Source organism: Arthrobacter sp. MPF02 (assembly GCF_046605375.1).
GTDB lineage: Bacteria > Actinomycetota > Actinomycetes > Actinomycetales > Micrococcaceae > Arthrobacter.
The window spans coordinates 2,506,598-2,528,540 of sequence record NZ_CP176772.1 but is presented as its reverse complement, the minus strand read 5'-3'; the positions used below and the strand labels follow the sequence as shown (position 1 = coordinate 2,528,540).

The 21,943-nt window shown below is 67.9% G+C and carries 22 protein-coding genes and 1 riboswitch; of the genes, 14 read left to right on the top strand and 8 right to left on the bottom strand.

The annotated features are described in order from the left end of the window. Positions 1-14: 14 nt before the first annotated feature. The 4 genes from ACLH0K_RS11845 to thiE all read right to left on the bottom strand — a co-directional run bounded on the left by ACLH0K_RS11845 (position 15) and on the right by thiE (position 5,158). On the bottom strand, positions 15-887 hold the full coding sequence (locus ACLH0K_RS11845; protein WP_411373797.1) for a DNA-methyltransferase: 873 nt from the start codon (positions 885-887) through the stop codon (positions 15-17). An 8-nt stretch (positions 888-895) separates the two neighbouring features. Then, positions 896-2,548 (bottom strand): DEAD/DEAH box helicase, encoded by a 1,653-nt coding sequence (locus ACLH0K_RS11840; RefSeq protein WP_411373796.1) that lies wholly within the window; start codon positions 2,546-2,548, stop codon positions 896-898. 301 nt (positions 2,549-2,849) lie between these two features. Beyond that, on the bottom strand, positions 2,850-4,346 hold the full coding sequence (locus ACLH0K_RS11835; protein WP_411373795.1) for an RNB domain-containing ribonuclease: 1,497 nt from the start codon (positions 4,344-4,346) through the stop codon (positions 2,850-2,852). Positions 4,347-4,432: 86 nt separating this feature from the next. Next, the gene (gene thiE / locus ACLH0K_RS11830; RefSeq protein WP_411373794.1) at positions 4,433-5,158 is read right to left on the bottom strand and encodes a thiamine phosphate synthase; all 726 of its coding nucleotides are present in this window, start codon (positions 5,156-5,158) and stop codon (positions 4,433-4,435) included. A gap of 27 nt (positions 5,159-5,185) precedes the next feature. Further along, positions 5,186-5,304, top strand: a riboswitch (TPP riboswitch). On the opposite strand from thiE, the gene thiO reads away from it, so the two are divergent. The 4 genes from thiO to ACLH0K_RS11810 all read left to right on the top strand — a co-directional run bounded on the left by thiO (position 5,297) and on the right by ACLH0K_RS11810 (position 7,907). Continuing rightward, positions 5,297-6,619, top strand: a complete 1,323-nt coding sequence (gene thiO, locus ACLH0K_RS11825; protein WP_411373793.1) for a glycine oxidase ThiO — start codon at positions 5,297-5,299, stop codon at positions 6,617-6,619. (Overlaps the previous riboswitch by 8 nt.) Continuing rightward, positions 6,616-6,852, top strand: coding sequence for a sulfur carrier protein ThiS (thiS, locus tag ACLH0K_RS11820; RefSeq protein WP_411373792.1), 237 nt, complete (start codon positions 6,616-6,618; stop codon positions 6,850-6,852). The genes thiO and thiS overlap by 4 nt, the downstream gene beginning before the upstream one ends. A gap of 4 nt (positions 6,853-6,856) precedes the next feature. Next, positions 6,857-7,672, top strand: coding sequence for a thiazole synthase (locus ACLH0K_RS11815; RefSeq protein WP_411373791.1), 816 nt, complete (start codon positions 6,857-6,859; stop codon positions 7,670-7,672). 40 nt (positions 7,673-7,712) lie between these two features. Beyond that, positions 7,713-7,907: a 4a-hydroxytetrahydrobiopterin dehydratase gene (locus ACLH0K_RS11810; RefSeq protein WP_411373790.1), complete on the top strand. Its 195-nt coding sequence runs from the start codon at positions 7,713-7,715 to the stop codon at positions 7,905-7,907. Between the two features lie 231 nt (positions 7,908-8,138). On the opposite strand, the gene ACLH0K_RS11805 is transcribed toward ACLH0K_RS11810, so the two are convergent. Genes ACLH0K_RS11805 through ACLH0K_RS11795 form a run of 3 tightly spaced genes read right to left on the bottom strand, consistent with a single transcriptional unit; the run spans position 8,139 to position 9,413 of the window. Continuing rightward, positions 8,139-8,441 carry a hypothetical protein gene (locus tag ACLH0K_RS11805; protein ID WP_411373789.1) on the bottom strand — a complete coding sequence of 101 codons (303 nt, stop codon included), beginning with the start codon at positions 8,439-8,441 and terminating at the stop codon, positions 8,139-8,141. A 33-nt stretch (positions 8,442-8,474) separates the two neighbouring features. Next, positions 8,475-8,699 (bottom strand): DUF3107 domain-containing protein, encoded by a 225-nt coding sequence (locus tag ACLH0K_RS11800; protein ID WP_138136329.1) that lies wholly within the window; start codon positions 8,697-8,699, stop codon positions 8,475-8,477. Positions 8,700-8,747: 48 nt separating this feature from the next. After that, complete coding sequence (locus ACLH0K_RS11795; protein WP_411373788.1) at positions 8,748-9,413, bottom strand: TetR/AcrR family transcriptional regulator; 666 nt, start codon at positions 9,411-9,413, stop codon at positions 8,748-8,750. Between the two features lie 84 nt (positions 9,414-9,497). Between ACLH0K_RS11795 and moeB the strand changes: the two genes are divergently transcribed. Further along, entirely contained in the window at positions 9,498-10,697 is a 1,200-nt protein-coding gene (gene moeB / locus ACLH0K_RS11790; RefSeq protein WP_411373787.1) for a molybdopterin-synthase adenylyltransferase MoeB, read from the top strand. Between the two features lie 74 nt (positions 10,698-10,771). On the opposite strand, the gene ACLH0K_RS11785 is transcribed toward moeB, so the two are convergent. Further along, positions 10,772-12,094: a glutamyl-tRNA reductase gene (locus ACLH0K_RS11785; RefSeq protein WP_411373786.1), complete on the bottom strand. Its 1,323-nt coding sequence runs from the start codon at positions 12,092-12,094 to the stop codon at positions 10,772-10,774. A gap of 157 nt (positions 12,095-12,251) precedes the next feature. Here ACLH0K_RS11785 and hemE point away from each other — a divergent pair, with 157 nt between their 5' ends. From hemE to ACLH0K_RS11740, 9 genes are all read left to right on the top strand, one after another. After that, positions 12,252-13,346, top strand: a complete 1,095-nt coding sequence (gene hemE / locus ACLH0K_RS11780; protein ID WP_411373785.1) for a uroporphyrinogen decarboxylase — start codon at positions 12,252-12,254, stop codon at positions 13,344-13,346. A gap of 3 nt (positions 13,347-13,349) precedes the next feature. Further along, positions 13,350-14,810 (top strand): protoporphyrinogen oxidase, encoded by a 1,461-nt coding sequence (gene hemG / locus ACLH0K_RS11775; RefSeq protein WP_411373784.1) that lies wholly within the window; start codon positions 13,350-13,352, stop codon positions 14,808-14,810. Between the two features lie 107 nt (positions 14,811-14,917). Beyond that, positions 14,918-15,901: a hypothetical protein gene (locus tag ACLH0K_RS11770; protein WP_411373783.1), complete on the top strand. Its 984-nt coding sequence runs from the start codon at positions 14,918-14,920 to the stop codon at positions 15,899-15,901. Positions 15,902-16,016: 115 nt separating this feature from the next. After that, positions 16,017-16,718, top strand: coding sequence for a hydrogen peroxide-dependent heme synthase (gene hemQ, locus ACLH0K_RS11765; protein ID WP_411373782.1), 702 nt, complete (start codon positions 16,017-16,019; stop codon positions 16,716-16,718). After that, positions 16,715-17,962 (top strand): ferrochelatase, encoded by a 1,248-nt coding sequence (locus ACLH0K_RS11760; protein ID WP_411373781.1) that lies wholly within the window; start codon positions 16,715-16,717, stop codon positions 17,960-17,962. Before hemQ ends, ACLH0K_RS11760 begins: the two co-directional genes overlap by 4 nt. Continuing rightward, complete coding sequence (gene hemC, locus ACLH0K_RS11755; protein WP_411373780.1) at positions 17,959-18,957, top strand: hydroxymethylbilane synthase; 999 nt, start codon at positions 17,959-17,961, stop codon at positions 18,955-18,957. The genes ACLH0K_RS11760 and hemC overlap by 4 nt, the downstream gene beginning before the upstream one ends. A gap of 7 nt (positions 18,958-18,964) precedes the next feature. Beyond that, positions 18,965-19,867, top strand: a complete 903-nt coding sequence (locus tag ACLH0K_RS11750; RefSeq protein WP_411373779.1) for a uroporphyrinogen-III synthase — start codon at positions 18,965-18,967, stop codon at positions 19,865-19,867. A gap of 11 nt (positions 19,868-19,878) precedes the next feature. Continuing rightward, positions 19,879-20,859 carry a porphobilinogen synthase gene (hemB, locus tag ACLH0K_RS11745; RefSeq protein WP_411373778.1) on the top strand — a complete coding sequence of 327 codons (981 nt, stop codon included), beginning with the start codon at positions 19,879-19,881 and terminating at the stop codon, positions 20,857-20,859. After that, positions 20,859-21,932, top strand: a complete 1,074-nt coding sequence (locus ACLH0K_RS11740) for an LLM class flavin-dependent oxidoreductase (RefSeq protein WP_411373777.1) — start codon at positions 20,859-20,861, stop codon at positions 21,930-21,932. The genes hemB and ACLH0K_RS11740 overlap by 1 nt, the downstream gene beginning before the upstream one ends. Positions 21,933-21,943 lie beyond the last annotated feature (11 nt).

Below are 21,943 nucleotides of genomic sequence, written 5' to 3'. Positions count from 1 at the left end.
GCAGTTGACGCTACTTAGTTGGGCTGGAAAGAGGTGAAGGTGGCGTGGGCACCCAGCCGCCGGGCCATGATGTCCACGGCAGGCTGGTTCTGGTCCACGCACACGAACTTCCGGCCCAGCTTCGCAGCCACGGCGCCAAGGGTTCCTGAGCCCGCGAAAAAGTCCAGGCACCAGTCGCCCGGCCTGCTCGACGCGGCCACCACCCGGCGGACCAGGCCTTCCGGCTTCTGCGTCGGGTAGCCGGTCTTTTCCTTGCCCGTGGGGGAGACGATAGTGTGCCACCAGACGTCCGTGGGCAGCTTGCCCAGCTCACGCTTGGCAGGCGTCACCAGCCCGGGGGCCATGTACGGTTCCCGGTCCACTTCGGCGTTGTCGAAGTGGTACTTGGCCGGGTTCTTGACGTACACAAGGATGTTGTCGTGCTTGGTGGGCCACCGGTTTCTCGCCCGTGCCCCGTAGTCGTAGGCCCAGATGATTTCGTTCAGGAAGCATTCCCGGCCGAAGATCGCGTCCAGCATCACCTTGGCGTAATGCACCTCGCGGTAGTCCAGGTGCAGGTACAGCGTCCCGTCCTCCGCTAGCAGGCGCCACGCCTCCACCAGCCGCGGCTCCAGGAAGGACCAGTAGTCGCTGAAGGCGTCGTCGTAGCGGTGCAGGGCGCCTTTGATGGTGTCGTAGGAACGGCCCTTGAAGCCCACCCGGTCGCCGCTGCCCTCTGCGTTGGCCACCATCCTGGTTTCCCGCCGCTGCTGGGGCCGGCCCGTGTTGAAGGGCGGGTCAACATAAATCAGTGTGAAGGCGCCGTCCGGCAGCGTGGGGAGGTACTCCGCGTTGTCCGCGTGCACCACCAGGCTGCCGCCGTCCGGCGCCCAAACAGTGTCACTCATGGGGGCAGTTAGCCCTCGCTGGTGCCAGGCTGCGCGCCTTTGTCCGTGCTGGTGACCACTTCGCCGTTGCGGCGGCGGGTCCTGGTGCGGGTGCGGCGGGCACGTGCGGGCTGCTCGCCGTCGGCCGGTACTGCCTGTTCCCCGGCAGGTGCGGAAGCTGCTGCAGAGCCGGAGGTACGACGCCGGCGCTCGCCTGAGCGGCCGCCCTCGCGGCCGCCTTCGCGGGCACCGTCACGGGAACCGGAGCGGCCCTGCCGTCCGCCGCCGCGGCTGTTCTTCTTGCCGGTTTCGCCCAGGTCCTCGAGGACCTCGGCGTCGACGCCGGCAAGGGTGCGCTTGTCGCGCGGCAGCCGGCCCTTGGTGCCCTCGGGGATGTCCAGGTCGGTGTAAAGGTGCGGCGACGAGGAGTAGGTTTCAACGGGCTCGGGCACGTTCAATCCCAGCGCCTTGTTGATCAGCGCCCAGCGGGGTACGTCGTCCCAGTCCACGAAGGTGACCGCCGTGCCCTTGTTTCCGGCGCGGCCGGTGCGGCCAACCCGGTGCAGGTAGATCTTTTCGTCTTCGACGCACTGGTAGTTGATGACGTGGGTAACGTCCTCGACGTCGATGCCGCGGGCCGCGACGTCCGTGGCCACCAGGACGTCCACCTTGTTGTTGCGGAATGCGCGGAGGGCCTGCTCGCGGGCGCCCTGGCCCAGGTCGCCGTGGATGGCGGCAGCCGCAAAACCGCGGTCCACCAGTTCCTCGGCCACCTTGGCGGCAGTGCGCTTGGTCTTGGTGAAGATGATGGTGCGTCCACGCCCGCGGGCCTGCAGGATGCGGGCCACCACCTCGGTCTTGTCCATGCTGTGGGCACGGTAGATCAGCTGGCGGATGTCGCGCTTGGTCAGGCCTTCGTCGTCCGGATCAGCAGCCCGGATGTGGGTGGGCTGGGTCATGTAGCGGCGGGCCATGGCGATGACCGGGCCGGGCATGGTGGCGGAGAACAGCAGCGTCTGGCGCACGGCGGGGGTGGCAGCAATGAGGGTTTCGACGTCCGGCAGGAAGCCGAGGTCCAGCATCTCGTCGGCCTCGTCAAGGACCACGATCTTGACGTTCTTCAGGCTAAGGTGCCGCTGCTTGTAGAGGTCGATGAGGCGCCCGGGGGTGCCCACCACGACCTCGACGCCCTGCTTCAGCGCTTCCACCTGGGGCTCGTAGGCGCGGCCGCCGTAGATGGTGGCGATGCGGGCATTGCGCTTGCGTGAGGCGGTTTCCAGGTCGCTGGCCACCTGCACCGCGAGTTCACGGGTGGGGACGATCACCAGTGCCTGCGGCGCGCCGGGGACCGCCAGCTTGTCGTATCCGGGGTCGTCCTGGCCGATGACCCGCTGCAGTGCAGGAATGCCGAAGCCCAGGGTCTTGCCGGTGCCGGTCTTGGCTTGGCCAATGATGTCGTGCCCGGTCAGGGCCACCGGCAGGGTCATGGCCTGGATGGGGAACGGGTGGGTGATGCCGGCGTCGGCCAGCGAGTCCACGATGTCCTCGCGGACGTTGTAGTCGGCGAAGGACTTCTCCGCGATTTCGTGCGGCTTCTCGTCGGAGATGATGGTCTCTTCCGGCTCGATGGTCTCGGTGCCGGTCTCATCCGTCAGAAGCTGGTGGGTATGCAATTCACTCACAGGGAGTTTCCTTATTCATTTGGGCAGTGGCGCTGCCTGCTCAACGGGCCGGATAGAAAGGCCGTTCCGGAGCACGCTCGGGCGCACAAGCAATTCCAGTGGAAGCCGATCGCGGGCTATCTAAATGCTGGCACTGGTGACCAGCGGGCAAATCTCAAGATCGCGTAGGGGCGGGCTTGTTGGTTTCAGTTCAAGGAAATCAACGACCGGGCATCCATTTCTACCCCTCCAGTCTAGCCGCACACGCCTTAAAACCCGGCCTTCGCCCTCCGGCGGCGGGAAACGCCACCTCCGGCGTGCCTCAACCCACCAGTTCGAAGTGGACCTCGCGGGTGGCGATATCCGAGGAAATCAGGCGCACCCGGACCTTGGTGCCGGACTCCAGGTCCCCTGCGCAGCGGGCAGTGACGGCGGGCTCGGCCACCTGGATGATCCCGGACCCGCCATTGCCGTTGCCGTTCTTCCCGTTGACGTTACGCCCGTTTCCACCGTTCCCGTTGTCCTTCTGCGGCTTGGACCCGGAGATGACGATAGCGTCGAATTCCTGGCCGATGTGGTTCACCAGGAGGGCCGCTTCCACGGTGTCCAGCGCCATGCGCTCCATCCTGGACGCCAGCTGGTCCGAGCCGGCCATGATCTCGGGCAGCGACGGCAACGCCTCGCGCGCCCACTGGGGTACATTCCCGCCGTTGCTCAAGGCCTCGCAGATCACCAGCACAAAGCGGTCCACCAGCCGGCGCAGCGGCGCCGTGGTGTGGGCGTAGGCGGCACCGATAGCGGATTGCACCGCGTCCCCGGGGACGTCGCCGTCGAAGGCCGTGTAGCTGGCCCCACGGAACAGCATGCCTGCCGAATGCATGATGGCCAGCTGGCGCGGTTCGGTGGGGTCAAGGGTGCGCAGGTACTCCCCATAGCTCACCTCGCCGTCCCAGGGTTTGCCCAGCACCTCGGTCTGCAGCTTGAAGTGGTTGAGGGAGCGCTCGTCCGGGGCCGGCATGGTACGGAGGATGCCCACCTTGCCGTTGAGCATAAGCTGCGCGGCAGCCATCCCGGTCATGAGTGAGATCTGCGCGTTCCAGTCCTCCACGGGCAGCTGCGGGGCAGCGGCGATGCGGTAGCCGCCGTCGGGAAGCTGGACAATCTCCTGCTCCGGCATGTTCAGGCTGGCGCCGTCACGGGCGCGCTCCAGTTCCACCCGTTTGAGGCCCACCTCGCGAAGGAGCCGGAGGACGGGTGACGCGCTGCCGTCGTCGAGCGCCGCCTGCGCACCCTTGTAGCTGAGCTTTTCCCGGCTGCGCATCCGGGCCCGCCGGACGGTGACGGAGGTGACTTCGGCACCCTCGTTGAGGCGGAAGTCCCAGACGAACGCGGAGCAGTCCTGCCCCGGCAGCAGGCTGCCGGCCCCTTCGCTGATGACCTCCGGATGCAGCGGGATCCGGCCGTCGGGGGCGTAGAAGGTCTGGCCCCGGCGCCGCGTTTCGGCATCAAGCGGCCCGCCAGGCGTCACGAAGGAGGGAACATCGGCAATGGCGTACAGCACGTGGTAGCCGGAGCCGTCGGCTTCGATAAACAGTGCCTGGTCCAGGTCGGTGGATGACGCCGGATCGATGGTGATGAATTCGACGTCCGTCAGGTCATAGGCCGGCAGATGCAGGGCTGCCACCGCGGCTTCCGCATCCCGGACCGCGGTCTCCGGGTACGGTCCCGGAAGTTCCAGCTCTGTCCGCAGTGCGCCCAGCGCTTCTTCCAGGGCGTTGTTGTGCTCATGGACGTTGGGAGCCAGCCGATGATGTGACACGAAAATCAGCCTAGCCCGAAGACCGCCGAATATGCAGGCCATGCGGCATGGCCAGGGACGCGCCGTGTTGCCCGCCGCAGGATGCATCAGGAGCCGGCACCATCCAGCGCGTCGAGCAGGGAAGCCGCCGCAGCCGCGGGGTCCTCTGCTTCGGTGATGGCCCGCACCACCACGATCCTCCCGGCTCCCGCCTCCGCAACCTGCCGGACGTTCGAGTGGTCAATGCCGCCGATGGCGAACCACGGCACGTCAGTCCCGGTACTTGCTTCCGCGGCATACCTCACCAGGTCCAGTCCGACGGCGGCCCGGCCGGGTTTGGTGGGGGTCGCCCACACCGGACCCACGCAAAAGTAGTCCAGCCCGGCAGGTCCGGCCGCGGCGGCGAGGGCAGCATCCACCTGGTCCGGGGCGTGGCTGGAAAGCCCGATGGCGGCGTTGCCGTTGAGCAGGGTGCGCGCGGCGGGCAGCGGGAGGTCCTTCTGGCCAATATGGAACACCGGGGCGCCGGACAGCACGGCGATATCGGCGCGGTCGTTGACGGCCCAGAGCCGGCCGTGGCGCTGCGCTGCCTCCTTGAGGACTGCCAAAAGATCCAGTTCCTCGGCTGCCTCAATGGTCTTGTCCCGGAGCTGGATGATATCCACGCCGCCGGAGAAGGCCGCGTCCACGAACTCCGCGAAGTCGCCGCGGCCGCGCCGGGCATCCGTGCAGAGGTAGAGGCGCGCGGCCTTCAGCCCGGAGGTGCCCTCGGCCGTGGTGAAGGCGTCGGCCGCGGAGACGGAATCTTTGGAGGGGGAGTGGGACACATTCATGGCTGCAAGCCTAGTTCCTCTAAACTGGCCTCGTACTGCGGGAGCCTGCGGACGCTGTCACAAAGCGCCGGGCTGAGAGGGCGTCAGAGCCGACCGCTTGACCTGATCCGGGTAATGCCGGCGTAGGGAAGGAGACACATGGGTACCCCACATACGGCATCGGACGGCGCCGGGCAGGGAACCATCCGCGCCGACGTCGCCGTAATCGGCGGGGGAGTGATCGGGCACGCCATCGCCTGGGAAGCCCAGCGGTCCGGACGTTCCGTGGTGCTGATCGATGATGCTCCCGGCTCCGGCGCCAGCTGGGCGGCAGCCGGGATGCTGGCGCCGGTCAGCGAGTTGCACTACCAGGAAGAGGACCTCCTGGACCTCATGCTCGCCTCTTCCGCCCGGTGGCCTGGCTTCGCGGCGGACGTGGCCGCCGCGTCCGGTGCAAGTACCGGCTACCTGACGACGCCGACCCTCGCCGTGGGTGCCGACGCCGCCGACCGCACGGCCCTGATGGACCTGCGCACCGTGCAGCAGGCCAACAATCTGGCCGTGGAACCGCTGACGGTCCGCGAGGCCCGCCGCCGGGAACCACTGCTCAGCCCCGCCATTGCCTGTGCGCTGGACACCCCCGCCGACCACCAGGTGGATCCCCGGCTCCTGGTCTCCTCCCTGCGCCAAGCCCTGGCCGGACACAGCATGCGTAGCGGCAGGCAGGCCCCTGTGGACGGGGCGGTTGACGGCTATGCCGTGGCGGACAGGGCCAGCAGCTTGCTTTGGGAGGGCAACACGGTGGCAGGAGTGCGGCTTGCTCGTGGCGGCACCGTGCTGGCCGGCGAAACGGTGGTGGCCAACGGACTGGGCGCGGCATCCCTGGCCTCCCTGCCGGAGGGCCTGCACCTGCCGCTGCGGCCGGTGCACGGGGACATCCTGCGCCTTGCCGTGCCCCGCCAGCTCCGCCCGCTGGTGACGTCCACCATCCGCGGGCTGGTCCGCGGCGTTCCCGTCTACATCGTTCCCCGGGAGGACGGGACGGTAGTCATCGGAGCCACCCAGCGTGAGGGTGCCCTCGGCGCAGCAGGCAGCCTGCCGGAAGCGGAAGCCAGGCCCGCTGCCGGCGCAGTATCGGCCGGCGGCGTCTACCAGCTCCTTCGGGACGCCCAGGTCCTGGTGCCCGCCGTCGCGGAACTTCAACTGCTGGAGTGCACGGCGCGCGCCCGGCCGGGAACACCGGACAACGCCCCGCTGCTGGGCCGTGTACCGGGTGCGGAAGCCGGGCCAGGGCACGTCCCGGGCCTGATCATTGCCACCGGGTTCTTCCGGCACGGCGTCCTCCTGGCCCCCGCCGCAGCAGCCATTTGCAGGGACCTGATGGACAACGTCACGGACAGCCGCTGGGACCCCTTCAACCCGGGCCGGTTCTCCGGCCGCCAAACATCCGCAGCCAGCTCCAAACTCAAGGAAACAGCATGAACATCATCCTGAACGGATCCCAACACACGGTGGCTGACGGGGCTTCCCTCACCATGCTTGTCAGCGCGGTGACCGGACGCGCCCTTGCCGCCAGCGGGCAGGCAACCGACGGGGGCAGGCTCGGCGTCGCCGTCGCCCACAATGCGCAGGTGGTGCCCCGCAGCCAGTGGTTCACTACTGCGCTCGCCGAGGGCGACGCCGTCGAGCTTGTCACCGCAGTACAGGGAGGCTGACACCATGACCGAAACCACCACTGCCACGCCCGCCGGGGCACCGGGCCTGGACGACGCGCTGGTCATCGACGGCGTGCGGCTGGAATCCCGGCTCATCATGGGCACCGGCGGCGCGCCCAGCCTCGACGGTTTGGGCGCGGCGCTGCTGGCATCCGGCACGTCGCTGACCACTGTGGCCATGCGCCGCTACTCACCGGCAGAAACGGGTTCGCTGTTCCAGCTGCTGGTGGACCACGGCATCAAGGTCCTGCCCAACACTGCCGGCTGCTTCACCGCCAGGGATGCCGTCCTCACCGCGGAACTCGCCCGTGAGGCGCTGGAGACCGACTGGGTGAAACTTGAGGTGATCGCTGACGAGCACACCCTGCTCCCGGACCCTGTGGAACTCGTGGACGCCACGGAACAACTGGTCAACCGGGGCTTCAAGGTGTTCGCCTACACCAACGACGATCCCGTCCTTGCGCTGCGGCTTGAAAACCTGGGCGCCACCGCCGTTATGCCGCTGGGAGCGCCGATCGGCACGGGCCTGGGCATCCTGAACCCACACAACATCGGGCTCATTGTGTCCCGGGCGTCCGTCCCGGTTGTCCTCGATGCCGGGATCGGCACTGCTTCGGACGCGGCCCTCGCGATGGAGCTGGGATGCGACGCCGTCCTGCTGGCCACCGCGGTGACCAGGGCGCAGAACCCGGCACTCATGGGAGAGGCATTCAAACATGCCGTCATCGCCGGTAGGCTGGCGAAAGCGGCCGGCCGGATACCGCGCCGCGAGCACGCGCTGGCATCGTCGGAGATGGAAGGCCGGGCCGAGTTCCTTTAGGCCTGGACGCCGGTTGATGCCCTGACTTAAGGAGCAGCAGATGGCCGGCAAGGATGCCCTTCCGCGCGAGCAGGTCGAGCAGGCCCTGTTGGGGCTGCCTGACTGGCGGTACAGCGACGGCGGGCTGGTCACCGTGTTCAAGACCCCGACGGCGGCCTCCGCGCTCGAGCTGATTGCCGCCGTCGGGCGCGCTGCGGAGGACCAGAACCACCATCCGGACCTTGACTGGCGCTAAAACCGCGTCTTTATCCGCTATACCTCGCACGACGCCGGCGGCCAGGTGACGGAGCGGGATCTCGCCGCGGCAGCCGCCGCCAGCACGGCAGCCGCTGCGGTGAAGGCCGTGGCCCAGCCCGGGAAATACGCCTCCGGGCGCTGACCCTGCCAAGCGTCTGGCTGCTTAACTGGCTGCGGCCGCCACCCCCTAAGGGTGGCGGCCGCAGCCATGTTCTCTCTGTCCTTCAGTTCAGCGGCGAAGGATTGCCGTGAGCCGCTCCGTGTCATGGCGGGCCCGGGCATGGCCCAGGTAAAGAACGGCGGCGACGGCGGCAGCACTGCCCAGCACGATGGGAAGGACCCAGGGAAGCCAGGTCAGTCCCGGCCGGTAACCGAAGCCCGCCACCATCAGGATGATCCATACGAGGGCAGCGATACCGACCGCGACGCCCGCGGGCAGCCCGGCGCCGTACTTGGTGTGCCGCTTGTCGTTGGCCCACACGATGAAGCCCGCGGCGGCAGCGGCCAGCACAACGATGGTCAGGGAAAGCATGCAGCTCCTAGGGGACGTGGACGTGCGGCAGGCCTAGAACTGGCCAAACCCTACGCGGCGCACCTCTTCAGCGCCGATTTCCACGTAACCGAGGGCATTGCCGGGAACAATGATCAGGCGTCCCTTTTCGTCCGTCAGGCGCAGTTCGCTGCCTGCGTTTATGGCTTCACCCACAACCTTGGCCACGGATTCCGCGTCCTGCGTCGATTCCAGCACAATTTCGCGGCCAACGTTTTGAACGCCGATCTTGATTTCCACAAAGGCCTCCCAGCCAGTCAAGGTTCGTTGATATGTCTTATTTGTAGTCTAGGACTCTTTGGGGAAGCGAGAGATTCCGCGCCAAGCTAAACGGTAAATCAGGTCACTGGCAACATCGAGGTCCAGGTTACCGTCGGTTTCCAGCCAGTACCGGGCGCTGACCTGCGCCATGCCGGCAAGTCCCCGGCCCAGGAGTTCGGCCTCGATGTGGGGGAGTTTGGTGTCCTCGGCGATGACGTGGGCAATGGCATCAGCGAACGTCCGGTTGAAGGTCTCCAGCCGGGAGCTGACATCGGGATCGTTGATGAGGTCGGACTCGAAGACCAGCCGGTGTGCCTGGTCGTCATTGGCGATGAAGCGGAAATAGGCCCGCATCACCGCCTTGACGCGTTCCTTGTTGTCCGTGGTGGAGTTCAGCGCCCCCAGCATCAGCTCGGTAAGGGATGTGAGATGGCTTTCCAGCAGGGCGAGGTACAGTTCCCGCTTTGACGGAAAATGCTGGTACAGGACGGGTTTGCTGACGTGGGCGGTCTCGGCGATCTCATCCATCGCCGCGCCGTGGTACCCGTTCGCCACAAAAACTTCGTGGGCTGCGGAAAGGAGCTGGGCACGGCGCTCGTCGCGCGGAAGCCTGGCGGAGCGCTGGCCTGCCGGACGCTGGGAAGCCTGCGGTTCGGCGGCGGGCGGGCGGTCAGCCCGTGCTTCAGGGACCACGGTTGTCCTTCTTTCCATTGCAGTTACACCCACTTTACTGCGGGGTAATATGACCCGGCGGTATCCCGGGGCATACATTGAAGTATGGCTTCGACTTTCACCGCAAATGTTTTACCTGTTTCGCTGGATCCACTGGTGGAACCGGCAGACGGACTTACCCCTGCCGAGGTGGAACGGTACTCGCGGCACCTCATCATTCCGGAGATCGGGACACTCGGGCAGCGCCGGCTAAAGAACGCAAGGGTCCTGGTGATCGGCGCCGGCGGCCTGGGTTCGCCCGCACTGCTTTACCTAGCTGCTGCCGGCGTGGGAACTATCGGGATCATCGACGATGACACTGTGGACCTGAGCAACCTGCAGCGGCAGGTCATCCACGGTGTGGCAGACGTCGGCAGGCCCAAGATCGAGTCGGCCCGCGATGCCGTCGCGGCACTGAACCCGCTGGTGGACGTCCGGCTCCACAACGAGCGGCTGGACGCATCCAACGCCCTTGAACTCTTCGCGGGCTACGACCTGATCATGGACGGGGCGGACAACTTCGCCACCCGCTACCTTGTCAACGATGCCGCCGCGATCCTGGGCAAGCCCTACGTCTGGGGCTCGATCTTCCGCTTCGACGGCCAGGTCAGCGTGTTCTGGGAAAAGCACGGTCCCACCTACCGCGACCTGTACCCTGAGGCGCCGCCCGCAGGCTCCGTCCCCTCCTGCGGGGAGGGTGGCGTCTTTGGCATGCTCTGCGCAGCCGTGGGCTCGCTGATGGTGACCGAGGCAGTCAAGCTGATCACCGGCGTCGGACGTTCCCTGCTGGGCCGCGTGGCACTCTTCGACGCCCTGGGCGGCAGCTGGCGGGAGATCCGCGTGTCCAAGGACCCCGCGGCGGAGCCCATCACCGAACTGACGGACTACGAAGCGTTCTGCGGCATCACGCCCGCAGCGGAGGCGGACACCGAACACACCGTCACGCCCGCGCAGCTGGCCACCATGCTCGCGTCCCGCAAGGCGGGGCTCAAGGACTTCGAACTGGTGGACGTCCGGGAACCTGGTGAGTATGACATCGTCCGGATTGACGGCGCCCGGCTGGTTCCGCAGGGCCGGATCCTGGCGGGGGAGGCGTGGGCCGACCTGCCGCAGGACAGGGACATCGTGTTCCTCTGCAAGGCCGGTACACGCTCTGCCAACGTCCTGGCGGCGGCGCGGAAGGCGGGTTACCAGCGGGTGAGCCACCTCGACGGCGGCATTCTATCCTGGGTGCGGGACGTGGAACCCCAGAAGCCCGTCTACTAACAAGTTGCCCTATCAGGTATGGCTCCTAAACGGACTGTTTAGGAGCCATATCTGATAGGGGATGTGGGTGTTGGTCAGGCGCTTTCGAGGCCGCGGTGGTCCACCGGGCATTCCGCCTGGACGGCGGGAGCGGGAGCGGCGGGCTGTTCCACGGTGATGCCGTACAGCGCTTCCAGCGCCGCGACGTAATCATCCTGCTGGCCGTTCGCGGCCAGTTCGCGAGCCCGGACCGTGGGAACATGCAGCAGCTGCTTGACCATGCGCCGCAGGGCGAATTCGACTTCCTCTGCAGCGGCGGTGCAGCCGTGGCGGGCACGGACCTTTTCCATCTCCGCGTCCAGGACGTTCATGGTGTGCCGGCGGAGGGCGACGATGGCCGAATCCACGGAGCGCGCCTCGCGCTCCTGCTCGAAGGACTTCGCGGCATTCTTCACGATGCCGCTTGCCTGCGCCAGCGATTCGGCCTGCTCCTGGGGCGCGGCAAGGCGGACGGATTCCAGGGTGAGGAGTTCGACGCCGTCCAGCTCACCGACCGCCGGATCGAAGTCATGCGTCAGGGCGAGGTCGATGGCGATCAGCGGCTGGGGCGAGTTGGCACGCACCTGGGCCAGCTCATCGGCTTCCACCCGGGTATCGGAACCGCTGCAGCCGATCATCACGTCCGCCGCAGCCACGGCCGGGTACAGGGAATCGGCGTCGAGGGCGGTGCCGCCGCGCGTGGCGACGAAGCCTTCGGCCCGGCCGGACGAGGAGAAGACCGAGATGTCCGTGCAGCCACGCTCGCGCAGCAGTGCCATGGTGGCACCGGCGTAGGCGCCCGTTCCGAAAACCACTACTTTCTTGGTGGACCAGTCCGGGTCCTCCGAAAGGTCGGTTGCCAGGTCAAGGGCCACGGACACGATGGAGAGGCCGCGTGAGCCGAGGGCCGTCTGGGCGCCGACGTCCTTGGCTGTCTTGGACGCGGCCTGGAACAGCCGGACCAGGCCCGGGCTGGCGGTGCCTTCGTGCTGGGCCGTGATGAGGGCCCGCCGCACCTGGCCGGCGATTTCACGCTCACCGACGACGGCGGAATCCAGACCCGCGCTGACGGCAAAGAGGTGCTGGGTCACTTCTGGGCCCATACGGGTGCTGAAGGACCGGGAGACGAGGGGCTCGCTCAGCCCGCTGGCTTCGCTGATCTCCGCGACCAGCGCCGCGCGGGCGGCTTCCACGTCATCTGCGTGGGGAGCCTCGCCGTAGATTTCGTACCGGTTGCAGGTGGCAAGGACCACCGCACCCGTCACCGCCGGCGAGCCGGAGAGAGCGGATGTGGCGATACCGGAGGAACCGTTGCTCAGCTGGGCAACGGTCTCAAGATCGATGTCGGCGTGTGTAGCCACCAATGAAAAAAGAACCACAACAGACCAATCATAGCTTTTTCGCTTCTCGGTAGAACAACTTCCGTTCGTGCAGGGACACGCAGGCGACGTGATTCCCGCCACGGCGGCAATCACGGTCTGTGCAATGACAGGCTGTCGTTATCTTTTGGCGCTGAACTTCGGCACAATCAGAGGCATGACTCCTAGCCCTGCCGTCTCCGCTGCCGGCGCCCTCGCCGCGGACCACCCGCTGGTGGACGGCCGCACCGCAGACTCTCCGCTTATCACTGCCTACCGCGGCGGCAAGCCTTCCCGCCGCCCCGTCTGGTTCATGCGGCAGGCAGGCCGGTCCCTCCCGGAGTACCTGAAGGTTCGCGAGGGCATCGCGATGCTGGACTCGTGCCTCCGGCCGGAGCTGGCGTCCGAGATCACGCTCCAGCCCGTCCGCCGCCACGACGTTGATGCCGGCATTTTTTTCTCTGACATCGTCATCCCGCTTAAGCTCGCCGGCGTGGGCGTGGACATCGTTCCCGGCGTGGGCCCCGTCCTGGAGAAGCCCGTCCGCACGGCCGCGGACGTGGCAGCGCTGCCGCAGCTCACCTGGGAAGCGCTGGAACCCATCCGCGAAGCTGTCCGGCTGACAGTCGCCGAACTTGGCAGGACCCCCCTGATCGGTTTCGCCGGGGCGCCCTTCACGCTGGCGGCCTACATGGTGGAGGGCAAGCCTTCCCGTGACCACCTGGGTCCGCGCACCATGATGCACGCGGACCCGGAGACGTGGAATGCCCTGGCCAACTGGGCGGCGGACGCGTCCGGGCTGTTCCTCCGGGCACAGCTCGAAGCCGGGGCATCCGCCGGCCAGCTCTTCGACTCATGGGCCGGATCCCTGGGGCTGGCCGACTACTCCCGGTTTGTGGCTCCTGCCTCCTCCCGCGCGCTTGACCACGTCCGCCAGCTCGGCGCCCCGCTGGTCCACTTCGGCACGGGCACCTCCGAGCTCCTGGTGGCCATGCGCGATGTCGGCGTCGACGTGGTGGGTGTGGACTACCGCCTTCCCCTCGATGAAGCCAACCGCCGACTGGGCGGCACCGTGCCCCTGCAAGGAAACATCGATCCCGCGTTGCTTGCCGCCCCGTGGGAAATCCTGGAAGCACACGTCCGCGAAGTAATCGCCGCCGGTTCAGCGGCCCCTGGACACGTCCTTAACCTTGGCCACGGCGTGCCGCCCGAGACGGACCCGGCGGTCCTGACGCGGGTAGTGGAGCTCATCCACTCCATTTCGCCGGAGTAGCCGGTGGGCAGTCTGCCGGCCAGGGCCCGGACCGCGCTGGTGGTAGGCGGCGGGATCTCCGGCCTGCTTTCCGCCCGGGAACTCGCCGCCGCCGGGTACGGCGTCACAGTGCTGGAAGCCGGTAACGCCTGGGGCGGCTGCGTGGGGAGCCATACGGTGGCTGGCCTGACCCTGGACAGCGGTGCCGAGTCCTTCGCCACCCGGTCCGACGCCGTGTCCGTGCTTGCGGCGGAGCTGGGACTGGCCGGCAGGATTGTTCCTCCGCGGCCCGGCGGTGCCTGGGTACAGCTCCCGGAAGGTCCCCGCGAACTGCCCAAGACCGGGGTCCTGGGCATACCGTCCAACCCCTGGGACCCGGAGGTCAGGCGGTCCCTCGGACTCATTGGTTCCCTCCGTGCTTCCCTCGACCGTTTACTTCCGGCCTCCGTTGGTGCCGGAAAAAACGAGGTCAGCGTTTCCGCCCTGGTCAAAGCGCGGATGGGCGCCAGGGTGCTGGACCGGCTCGTCGCGCCCGTGGTGGGCGGAGTTCACTCTGCTGATCCGGCCCTGCTGGACGTCGATATGGTGGCCCCCGGACTCCGCGCCCGGCTCCGGCAGCACGGATCCCTGGCTGCCGCCGTGGCCGCCCAGCGGCGCGGCCCGTTCCCGGCGCCCGCTGCAGGCGGAAGCGCACCCGCTTCCGCCCCGGCCGCCAAGGCGGGCTCCGCCGTCGCGGGTCTTGAAGGCGGTATGCACACGCTGGTGGACGCCCTGGTCCGGGACCTCCGGGCACGGGACGTTTCGCTCCTGGCCGGCACGGCCGCTACCTCCGTTGCCCGCACTCCGGACGGCTGGCGCGTTCTTTCCGCGGAAGCAACGTTCGACGCCGGCCTGCTGGTGGCAGCGGTTGACGGTCCCGCAGCCGTCGACCTGCTGGAGCAGGCAGTGCCGGCCATCGCCGGAAAGAAGCCGGCGTCCGGGCCGGACGTCAAGCTTGTTACCCTGGTGCTGGATCACCCGGGCCTGGACAGCCGTCCCCGCGGCACTGGCGTCCTTGTGGCGCCACAAACGCCGGGCATCCAGGCCAAGGCGCTGACGCATGCAACCGCAAAATGGGACTGGCTTGCCGCTGCCGCCGGGCCCGGCCGGCACGTTCTTCGGCTCTCGTACGGCAAGGTGGACGGACTGGGCGGGCAGCAGGCCGGTCCGGAAACCGATGACGGCCTCCTTGCTGCCTCCCTGGAGGACGCCTCGGCTCTGCTGGGCGCTGTAATCAGTGAGGACAACCTGGTGGATTGGGACGTCGTCCGCTGGCGCGGCGCCTTGCCGTTTGCCGCCGTCGGCCACAGTGCCCGTGTTGCCGCAATCCGCGAAGCCTGCACCGCGGCCGGCAATCTCGCACTGGTGGGCGGCTGGGTGGCAGGAAACGGACTGGCGGCCGTGGTGTCCGACACGCGCAAGCACATCAGAGTTTTGGCCAGCTAAAAAGTCTTAGCTGGTCAAGGCCGGTTCAAGCCGGATTTTCGGACCGGCCGGGCCGCCTGGAACGGCCTTGCCGGTTTCCACATCCCGCCGTGCCATGGTTAGGGTCGATGACTATGTTTCAACACAGGTCCGAGCTTCCAATGTCCCGGACCGGTATCCATGGGGGAATCCGACGCGGCACGGCAGCTGCGGCAATCGGAGCGGTACTGGTTCTCAGCACAGGCGTCACGGCGTCCCTGGCGGACGAAGGAGGAACCGATTCCGGCAACCCGAAAGTCCCGGTGACGCTTGAGACCCGTTCCGGCCCGCAGGAAGCCTCCCTACGGGGGAACTCCGGGGAGGCCCGGCAAAATGCGCCGGGGCAGGACAAGGACCAAAAGAAGCCGGTGCCCAAGGGATACGAAGGCGCCAATGAGCCCGAAGAAGAGGCGGCTTCCACGCCGGTCCTTTCGGTTCCCCCGGCGCTCCTGCCGGCTGTCAAGGCAACCCTTTCGCCGTCCGCGACGGCAGTGCCGACTCCTACTCCCGCTCCTGCGTCTCCGTCCTCCACTGCCCCGGCCGGCAGCGCGACCGCAGCAACTGCTCCGGCCGGCAGCGCCCCTGCTGCGGCTCCAGCGCCGACGAAGCCGGCCCCTGCGCCGGCGCCGACCGTCGCCGGTGTGTCACCTGCCGGTGCTTCCCCGGCCGGTTCAGCTCCTGCTGCACCGGCAACGGCGCCGCCGGCAGCCGCGGTGACGGCCCCGGCTGGGGCTGCCGCCACGGCCAGCGTGCCGCCGGCAGCGGCGCTCCCCGGCACGGACGGATCCACGCCGGCAGACCAGGTTCCTCCGGCGGTAGAAGCCCTGTCCGTTCCCGGGAAAGACGGCCCTTCCGCAGGAGCTAAGGGCGGCCAGGCTGAAGTTTCGCCGCTCTACTCCCGCCCGCAGACCCGCGCCGGCTGGACGCCCTACACGTCGGAAGGCACCTCCCGCAGCAGCGCGGTGCTGAACAACCAGCCCGACGAACGCAGTGCCCTGGTATGGCTCGGATCCGGCCTCGTGGGCGTTGCAGGTGCAGCCGGTCTGGTGTTCTTCCGCCTGCGTAACCCCTAGCCGGAGTGCGGGACAGGGAAGGGTATGCGGACCAAAATGTGATCTTCCACACTTCTACGCGCTGTAGAAGTTGTTGGTTTCGACTTGGCGGTAACTAAAGGGCAAACTTGTAACCATGAACCACACTTCTGCCGAATCTGTCACTAAAACCGAAGAATCAGCCGAGCAGTTCTTTACCCTTTGGACCGTTTTCAAGCGCTCCGAGGCCGTGGTCCGCAGCGCGGACGCTGCCGCTGACTTCGAGGCCCTGCTGGAACGGCTTGCCGAAGCAGGCGTGACGCACCGCGGCAGCTACGACGTCTCGGCCATGCGCGCCGATGCCGACGTCATGGTGTGGCTCCACGGCCCCAAGCCCGAGGCCCTGCAGCAGGCCATCCGCGACATCCGCCGCAGCACCCTGTTTACCGGTACGGAGATTGTGTGGTCGGCCATGGGTGTCCACCGTGAGGCCGAGTTCGCCAAGAACCACACCCCGGCCTTCTCCCGGGGCGTCACCCCGGCCGAATGGCTCTGCGTCTACCCGTTCGTACGCTCCTACGAGTGGTACATCCTGCCCGAGGAGGAACGCGGTGCCATGCTTCGCGAACATGGCCTCCTGGGCCGGGAGTTCCCGCAGGTCATTTCGAACACGGTGTCCTCCTTCGCGCTGGGCGACTGGGAATGGATTCTGGGCCTGGAAGCCCCCGAGCTCGTTGACCTGGTGGACCTCATGCGCCACTTGCGCGCCACCGAGGCCCGCAACCACGTCCGCGAAGAAATTCCGTTCTATACCGGCCGCCGGATTTCCGCCGACGAGGTAGCGGAGGTGCTGGCATGAGCCCCCTCGACCCCCAGGGCGGCGCCGCCGTCAACCCCGTCACCGAGGCGGGCCGGATGGCACCCAAGAACTACGACGCCATTCTCCTGGCCTCCTTCGGCGGCCCCGAAGGCCAGGAAGACGTGATCCCCTTCCTGCGCAACGTCACGCGCGGCCGCGGCATCCCGGACGAACGCCTCGAGGAAGTGTCCCACCACTACCGCGCCAACGGCGGCATCAGCCCCATCAACCAGCAGAACCGCGAGCTCAAGGCTGCGCTGGAGGCCGAACTCGCCGCGCGCGGCCTCGACCTCCCGGTGCTGTGGGGAAACCGCAACTGGGCGCCCTACATTCCGGAAACTTTGCAGGAAGCTTACGACGCCGGACACCGGCGGCTGCTGATGATCACCACGAGTGCCTACTCCTGCTACTCCAGCTGCCGCCAGTACCGTGAGGACATCGGCATGGCACTCACGGAGACAGGGCTCGACGGCCGCCTGGAAGTGGACAAGGTCCGCCAGTACTTCGACCACCCCGGCTTTGTTGAGCCCTTCGTCGAGGCCACCGCCGCCGGCCTGGCCGAGGTGCGCGCCAAGCTGGCAGAGGCAGGAACGCCGGACGCCCCCGTCCAGATCGTGTTCGCCACGCACTCCATCCCCACCCGGGATGCCGAGGCAGCCGGCAAATCCGAGGGCGAGCCCCGCGAGTTCGAGGAAGGCTCGGCCTATGTGGCCCAGCACCTGGCCACCGCTGCGGCCGTCATCCGGCGGGTGGAGGAGGAATCAGGCCTCACCGCCCCATGGTCCCTTGTGTACCAGTCCCGTTCCGGCGCCCCGCATGTGCCGTGGCTGGAGCCCGACATCAACGACGCCATCGAGGAACTCGCGGGCCAGGGCGTCAAGGGCATCGTGATTGTGCCCCTGGGCTTCGTCAGTGACCACATGGAAGTCGTGTGGGACCTGGACACCGAGGCCCTGGAGACATGCGCGAACCTGGGCCTGGCAGCCACCCGCGTTCCCACGCCCGGCACGCACCGCAAGTTCGTCAACGGCATGGTGGACCTGATCTGCGAGCGGACCCTGGCGAACAACATCAGCGACCGCCCGGCCGTGACGGACCTGGGCCCCTGGTACGACGTCTGCCGGCCCGGCTGCTGCGCCAACTTCCGCGGCGGGAAGCCCACCATCGCCGGTGCTGACACCACGGTGGGAACCGGACTCGACCCCTACCCCGCAAATTCACCCCAGGGAGCAGCACAGCAGTGACCGTCCGGATCGGAACCCGCGCCAGCAAGCTCGCCCTGACGCAGACGCAGCAGACCGCGGACCAGCTGGCCGCCGTCGGCGGCTTTCCCGTAGAGCTGGTCCACATCAGGACTGACGGGGACGTCCTCACCGGATCGCTGTCGCAGATGGGCGGCACAGGCGTCTTCGTGGCCGCGCTGCGCGACGCCCTGCTGCGGAACGAGTGCGACGTCGCGGTCCATTCGCTCAAGGACCTGCCCACCGGCGCGGCCGTGGGGCTCAGCCTCGCCGCCACCCCGCGCCGCGTGGACGTCCGTGACGTCCTCTGCGCACGTGACGGACTCAAGCTGGCGGACCTGTCGGCTGGAGCCACGGTGGGTACCGGTTCGCCCCGGCGCGCAGCCCAGCTCCGGGCAGCCCGCCCGGACCTGGAGATCCTGGACATCCGCGGCAACGTGGACACGCGCCTGGGCAGGGTCCCAGGGCTCCCCGGAAACACCACGGATGCAGTAGTTCCCGGCAGGTCCTGTGACCTGGACGCCGTGGTGCTGGCGGCTGCAGGCCTGGAGCGCATCGGCAGGCTGGATGCCGTCAGCGAATTCCTCGGGACCGATGTGATGCTTCCGGCAGCAGGCCAAGGTTCCCTGGCCATCGAATGCCGCACCGCCGACGCCCCGCGGAAGCCCGGTTCAAGCGGGGGGTCCCGCGCGGTACTGGCCCAGGCCCTGGCGGCCCTTGATGACCAGGACACCCGGCTCGCCGTCACCGCGGAACGGGCCCTGCTGGCACGGCTGGAAGCGGGCTGTGCCGCTCCCGTGGGCGCCTACGCCTACCGGAAAGGCAGCATGCTCCACCTGGAGGCCGTGGTGTGTGCCGTGGACGGCACCACCTCCGTGCGGGACAAGCGGGCAACCGACGGCCTCACCGAGGTGGGAGCCACCCTCCTGGGCATCGAACTCGCCGAAATCCTGCTGGCCCGCGGCGCAGCCGACATAGCAGACCTCCAGGCATCCTGACCTGCCCATGGGACTGCCATCCGGCGCACCGGTACCCCACCAGCCCCTCGCCGGGGCAAGCGTCCTGATCACGCGCAGCCCGGAGCGCTCCATGGAATTGGTGGGGGCGCTGCAAAAAGCGGGGGCCAACGCCCTTCTCCTGCCGCTCATCGACTTCGAACGGGCACCGGACCAGCACTCTCTGGACGCGGCCTGCGACGGCTTGGGCGCCGGAGCGTTCGACTGGCTGGTACTGACCAGCGCCACAACCGTCCATGTGCTGCTGGACAAGGCCCGCGACCGTAACCTGACCCTGCGGCAGGGGATCCCTGAGAGCACCAGGATCGCGGCCGTCGGTCCGGCCACCCGCAGGCTCCTGGAAGCCAACGGCGTTGCCGTCCACCTGGTGCCCAGGGATGAGCAGTCCGCCGCCGGCCTGCTCGAGGTGTGGCCCGGCGGTGGAAAGGTCCTGCTGCCGCAGGCTGACATCGCCGCACCCCTGCTCGCCGACGGACTGGCTGCCGCAGCCAGCACCGTCACCGTGGTTTCGGCCTACCGGACGGTTGACTACCCCGCGGCAGCGGAGCGCAGGCTCGCCGTCGCAGCGGATAGCGGGGGAGTGGGGCAGGCGCCGCCGTCGTACTCGCTCCTGACCCCGGAAGCCGCCAGTGCGGGATTCGCGGACGGAAGCATCAACGCCGTGCTGGCCGCCTCGCCCAGCGCCGTCCGCCGCATCGCCGGGCTCGCGCCGCTGCACTGCTGCAAGCTGGTGGTGATAGGACGGTCGACGGCGGAGCAGGCGGCCGCAGCCGGACTTCCGATCGCGGCAGTGGCGGCTGAGCCCACCCCGGACGGCCTCGTTGCCGCGGTCGCAGCCGCCCTGGAAACCTCAGGTTCCGCCCCCACCCGCACGGACACCCCAACGACGTGAAGGACAGCCCCATGACATTTCCCAGCCAACGCCCCCGCCGCCTCCGCACCACCCCCGCCATGCGCCGGCTCACGGCGGAAACGCGCCTGGCGCCGGCCGAGCTCATCCTGCCTGCCTTCATCCGCGAGGGACTTACCGAACCGAACCCCATCACCTCCATGCCCGGCGTGGTGCAGCACACCACGGATACCCTCAAGAGGGCAGCCGCGGAAGCCGTTGAGCTGGGACTGGGCGGCATCATGCTGTTTGGCATCCCGGAAACCAGGGACGCGGAAGGCTCGGCCTCACTGGACCCGGACGGCGTGCTGAACAAGGCCATCCGCGCTGTACGTGCCGAGGTGGGTGACGACCTGGTTATCATGAGCGACGTGTGCCTGGACGAATTTACGGACCACGGCCACTGCGGCGTGCTCGACGGCGACGGGTACGTCGACAACGACCGCACCGTGGAAATTTACGCGCGGATGGCCGTGGCCCAGGCCGACGCCGGCGCCCACATGCTGGGCCCTTCAGGCATGATGGATGGCCAGATCGCCGCGATCCGTTCCGCCCTGGATTCCGCCGGGCACGGGAACACATCCGTCATCGCCTACGCGGCGAAATACGCCTCAGCCTTTTACGGCCCGTTCCGTGAAGCCGTCGACTCCCAGCTGAAGGGCGACCGCCGCACGTACCAGATGGATGCAAGGAACCGCACCGAGGCGCTGCGCGAGGTGGAGCTGGACCTGGCCGAGGGCGCCGACATCGTGATGGTCAAGCCTGCCATGAGCTATCTGGACATCGTGGCGGATGTGGCCGCGATGAGCCCCGTGCCGGTTGCGGCTTACCAGATCTCGGGTGAGTACGCCATGATCGAGGCCGCTGCGGCCAACGGCTGGATCGACCGGCGGGCGGCCATCACCGAGGCCGTGCTGGGCATCCGGCGGGCCGGTGCGCACATGGTCCTGACCTACTGGGCCGCCGAGCTTGCCGGCTGGCTGAGGGAGTCCTGATGGCCGAATCTGCTGCAGGCCCCACCGCCCCGGTGGGAAGGGACCGTATCCTGCTTGGCCTGAACACCTTCGGCGACGTCGGTGAGCAGCCGGACGGAAGCCCGCAGCCGCATGCCGAAGTCCTGCGCCAGCTGCTGGAACAGGCTGAGTTGGCGGACGCCGTCGGACTTCATGCCTTTGGGGTGGGGGAGCACCACCGCAAGGACTACGCAGTATCCGCCCCGGAAGTCTTCCTCGCCGCAGCCGCCGCCCGCACCCGGCAGATCCGGCTTGGGTCCGCAGTGACGGTCCTCAGTTCGGATGACCCCATCCGCGTGTTCCAGCGCTTCTCCACCGTGGACGCCATCTCCAACGGCCGGGCCGAGGTGATGCTGGGCCGCGGATCCTTCGTGGAGTCCTTCCCCCTGTTTGGCTTCGACCTGGCCGACTACGAGGTACTGTTCGAAGAAAAGCTGGAGCTTTTCGACAAGGTGCGCGCCCAAAAGCCGGTGCACTGGGAAGGCCGCACCCGGCCCGCGCTCCACGGACTCAGTGTGTACCCGCCGCTGGAGCACCACCTGCTGCCCACCTGGATCGGCGTCGGCGGAACGCCCGAATCCGTGCTCCGCTGCGCACAGTACGGCTACCCCATCATCTTTGCAATCATCGGCGGCCAGCCGCGGGGGTTCCGTCCGCTGGCGGACCTCTACCGCGAAGCCATAACCAAGTACGGGCACCCGATGCAGCAGGTGGCCACCCACTCGCCGGGCCATGTGGCGCCAACCGACGAGGAAGCGCGGGAAGAGTTCTTCCCGCACTGGCTCAAGCTCCGCAACAGGCTGGGGGCCGAACGTGGCTGGGGTCCGGCCGGCCGGCCCGAGTTCGATGCGCTCTGCGCACCCGAGGGGGCACTGTATGTGGGCTCACCGGAGACCGTGGCCCGCAAGATCGCCCTGTTGAAGCGGAACCTGGGCGTGGACCGCTTCGACCTCAAATACAGCAACGGGCCCCTGCCGCATTCGGCCATGATGCGGTCCATTGAGCTGATGGGCACGGCAGTGGCGCCCAAAGTGGCCCAACTGCTCGCCGGCTAACTGAGAGAATA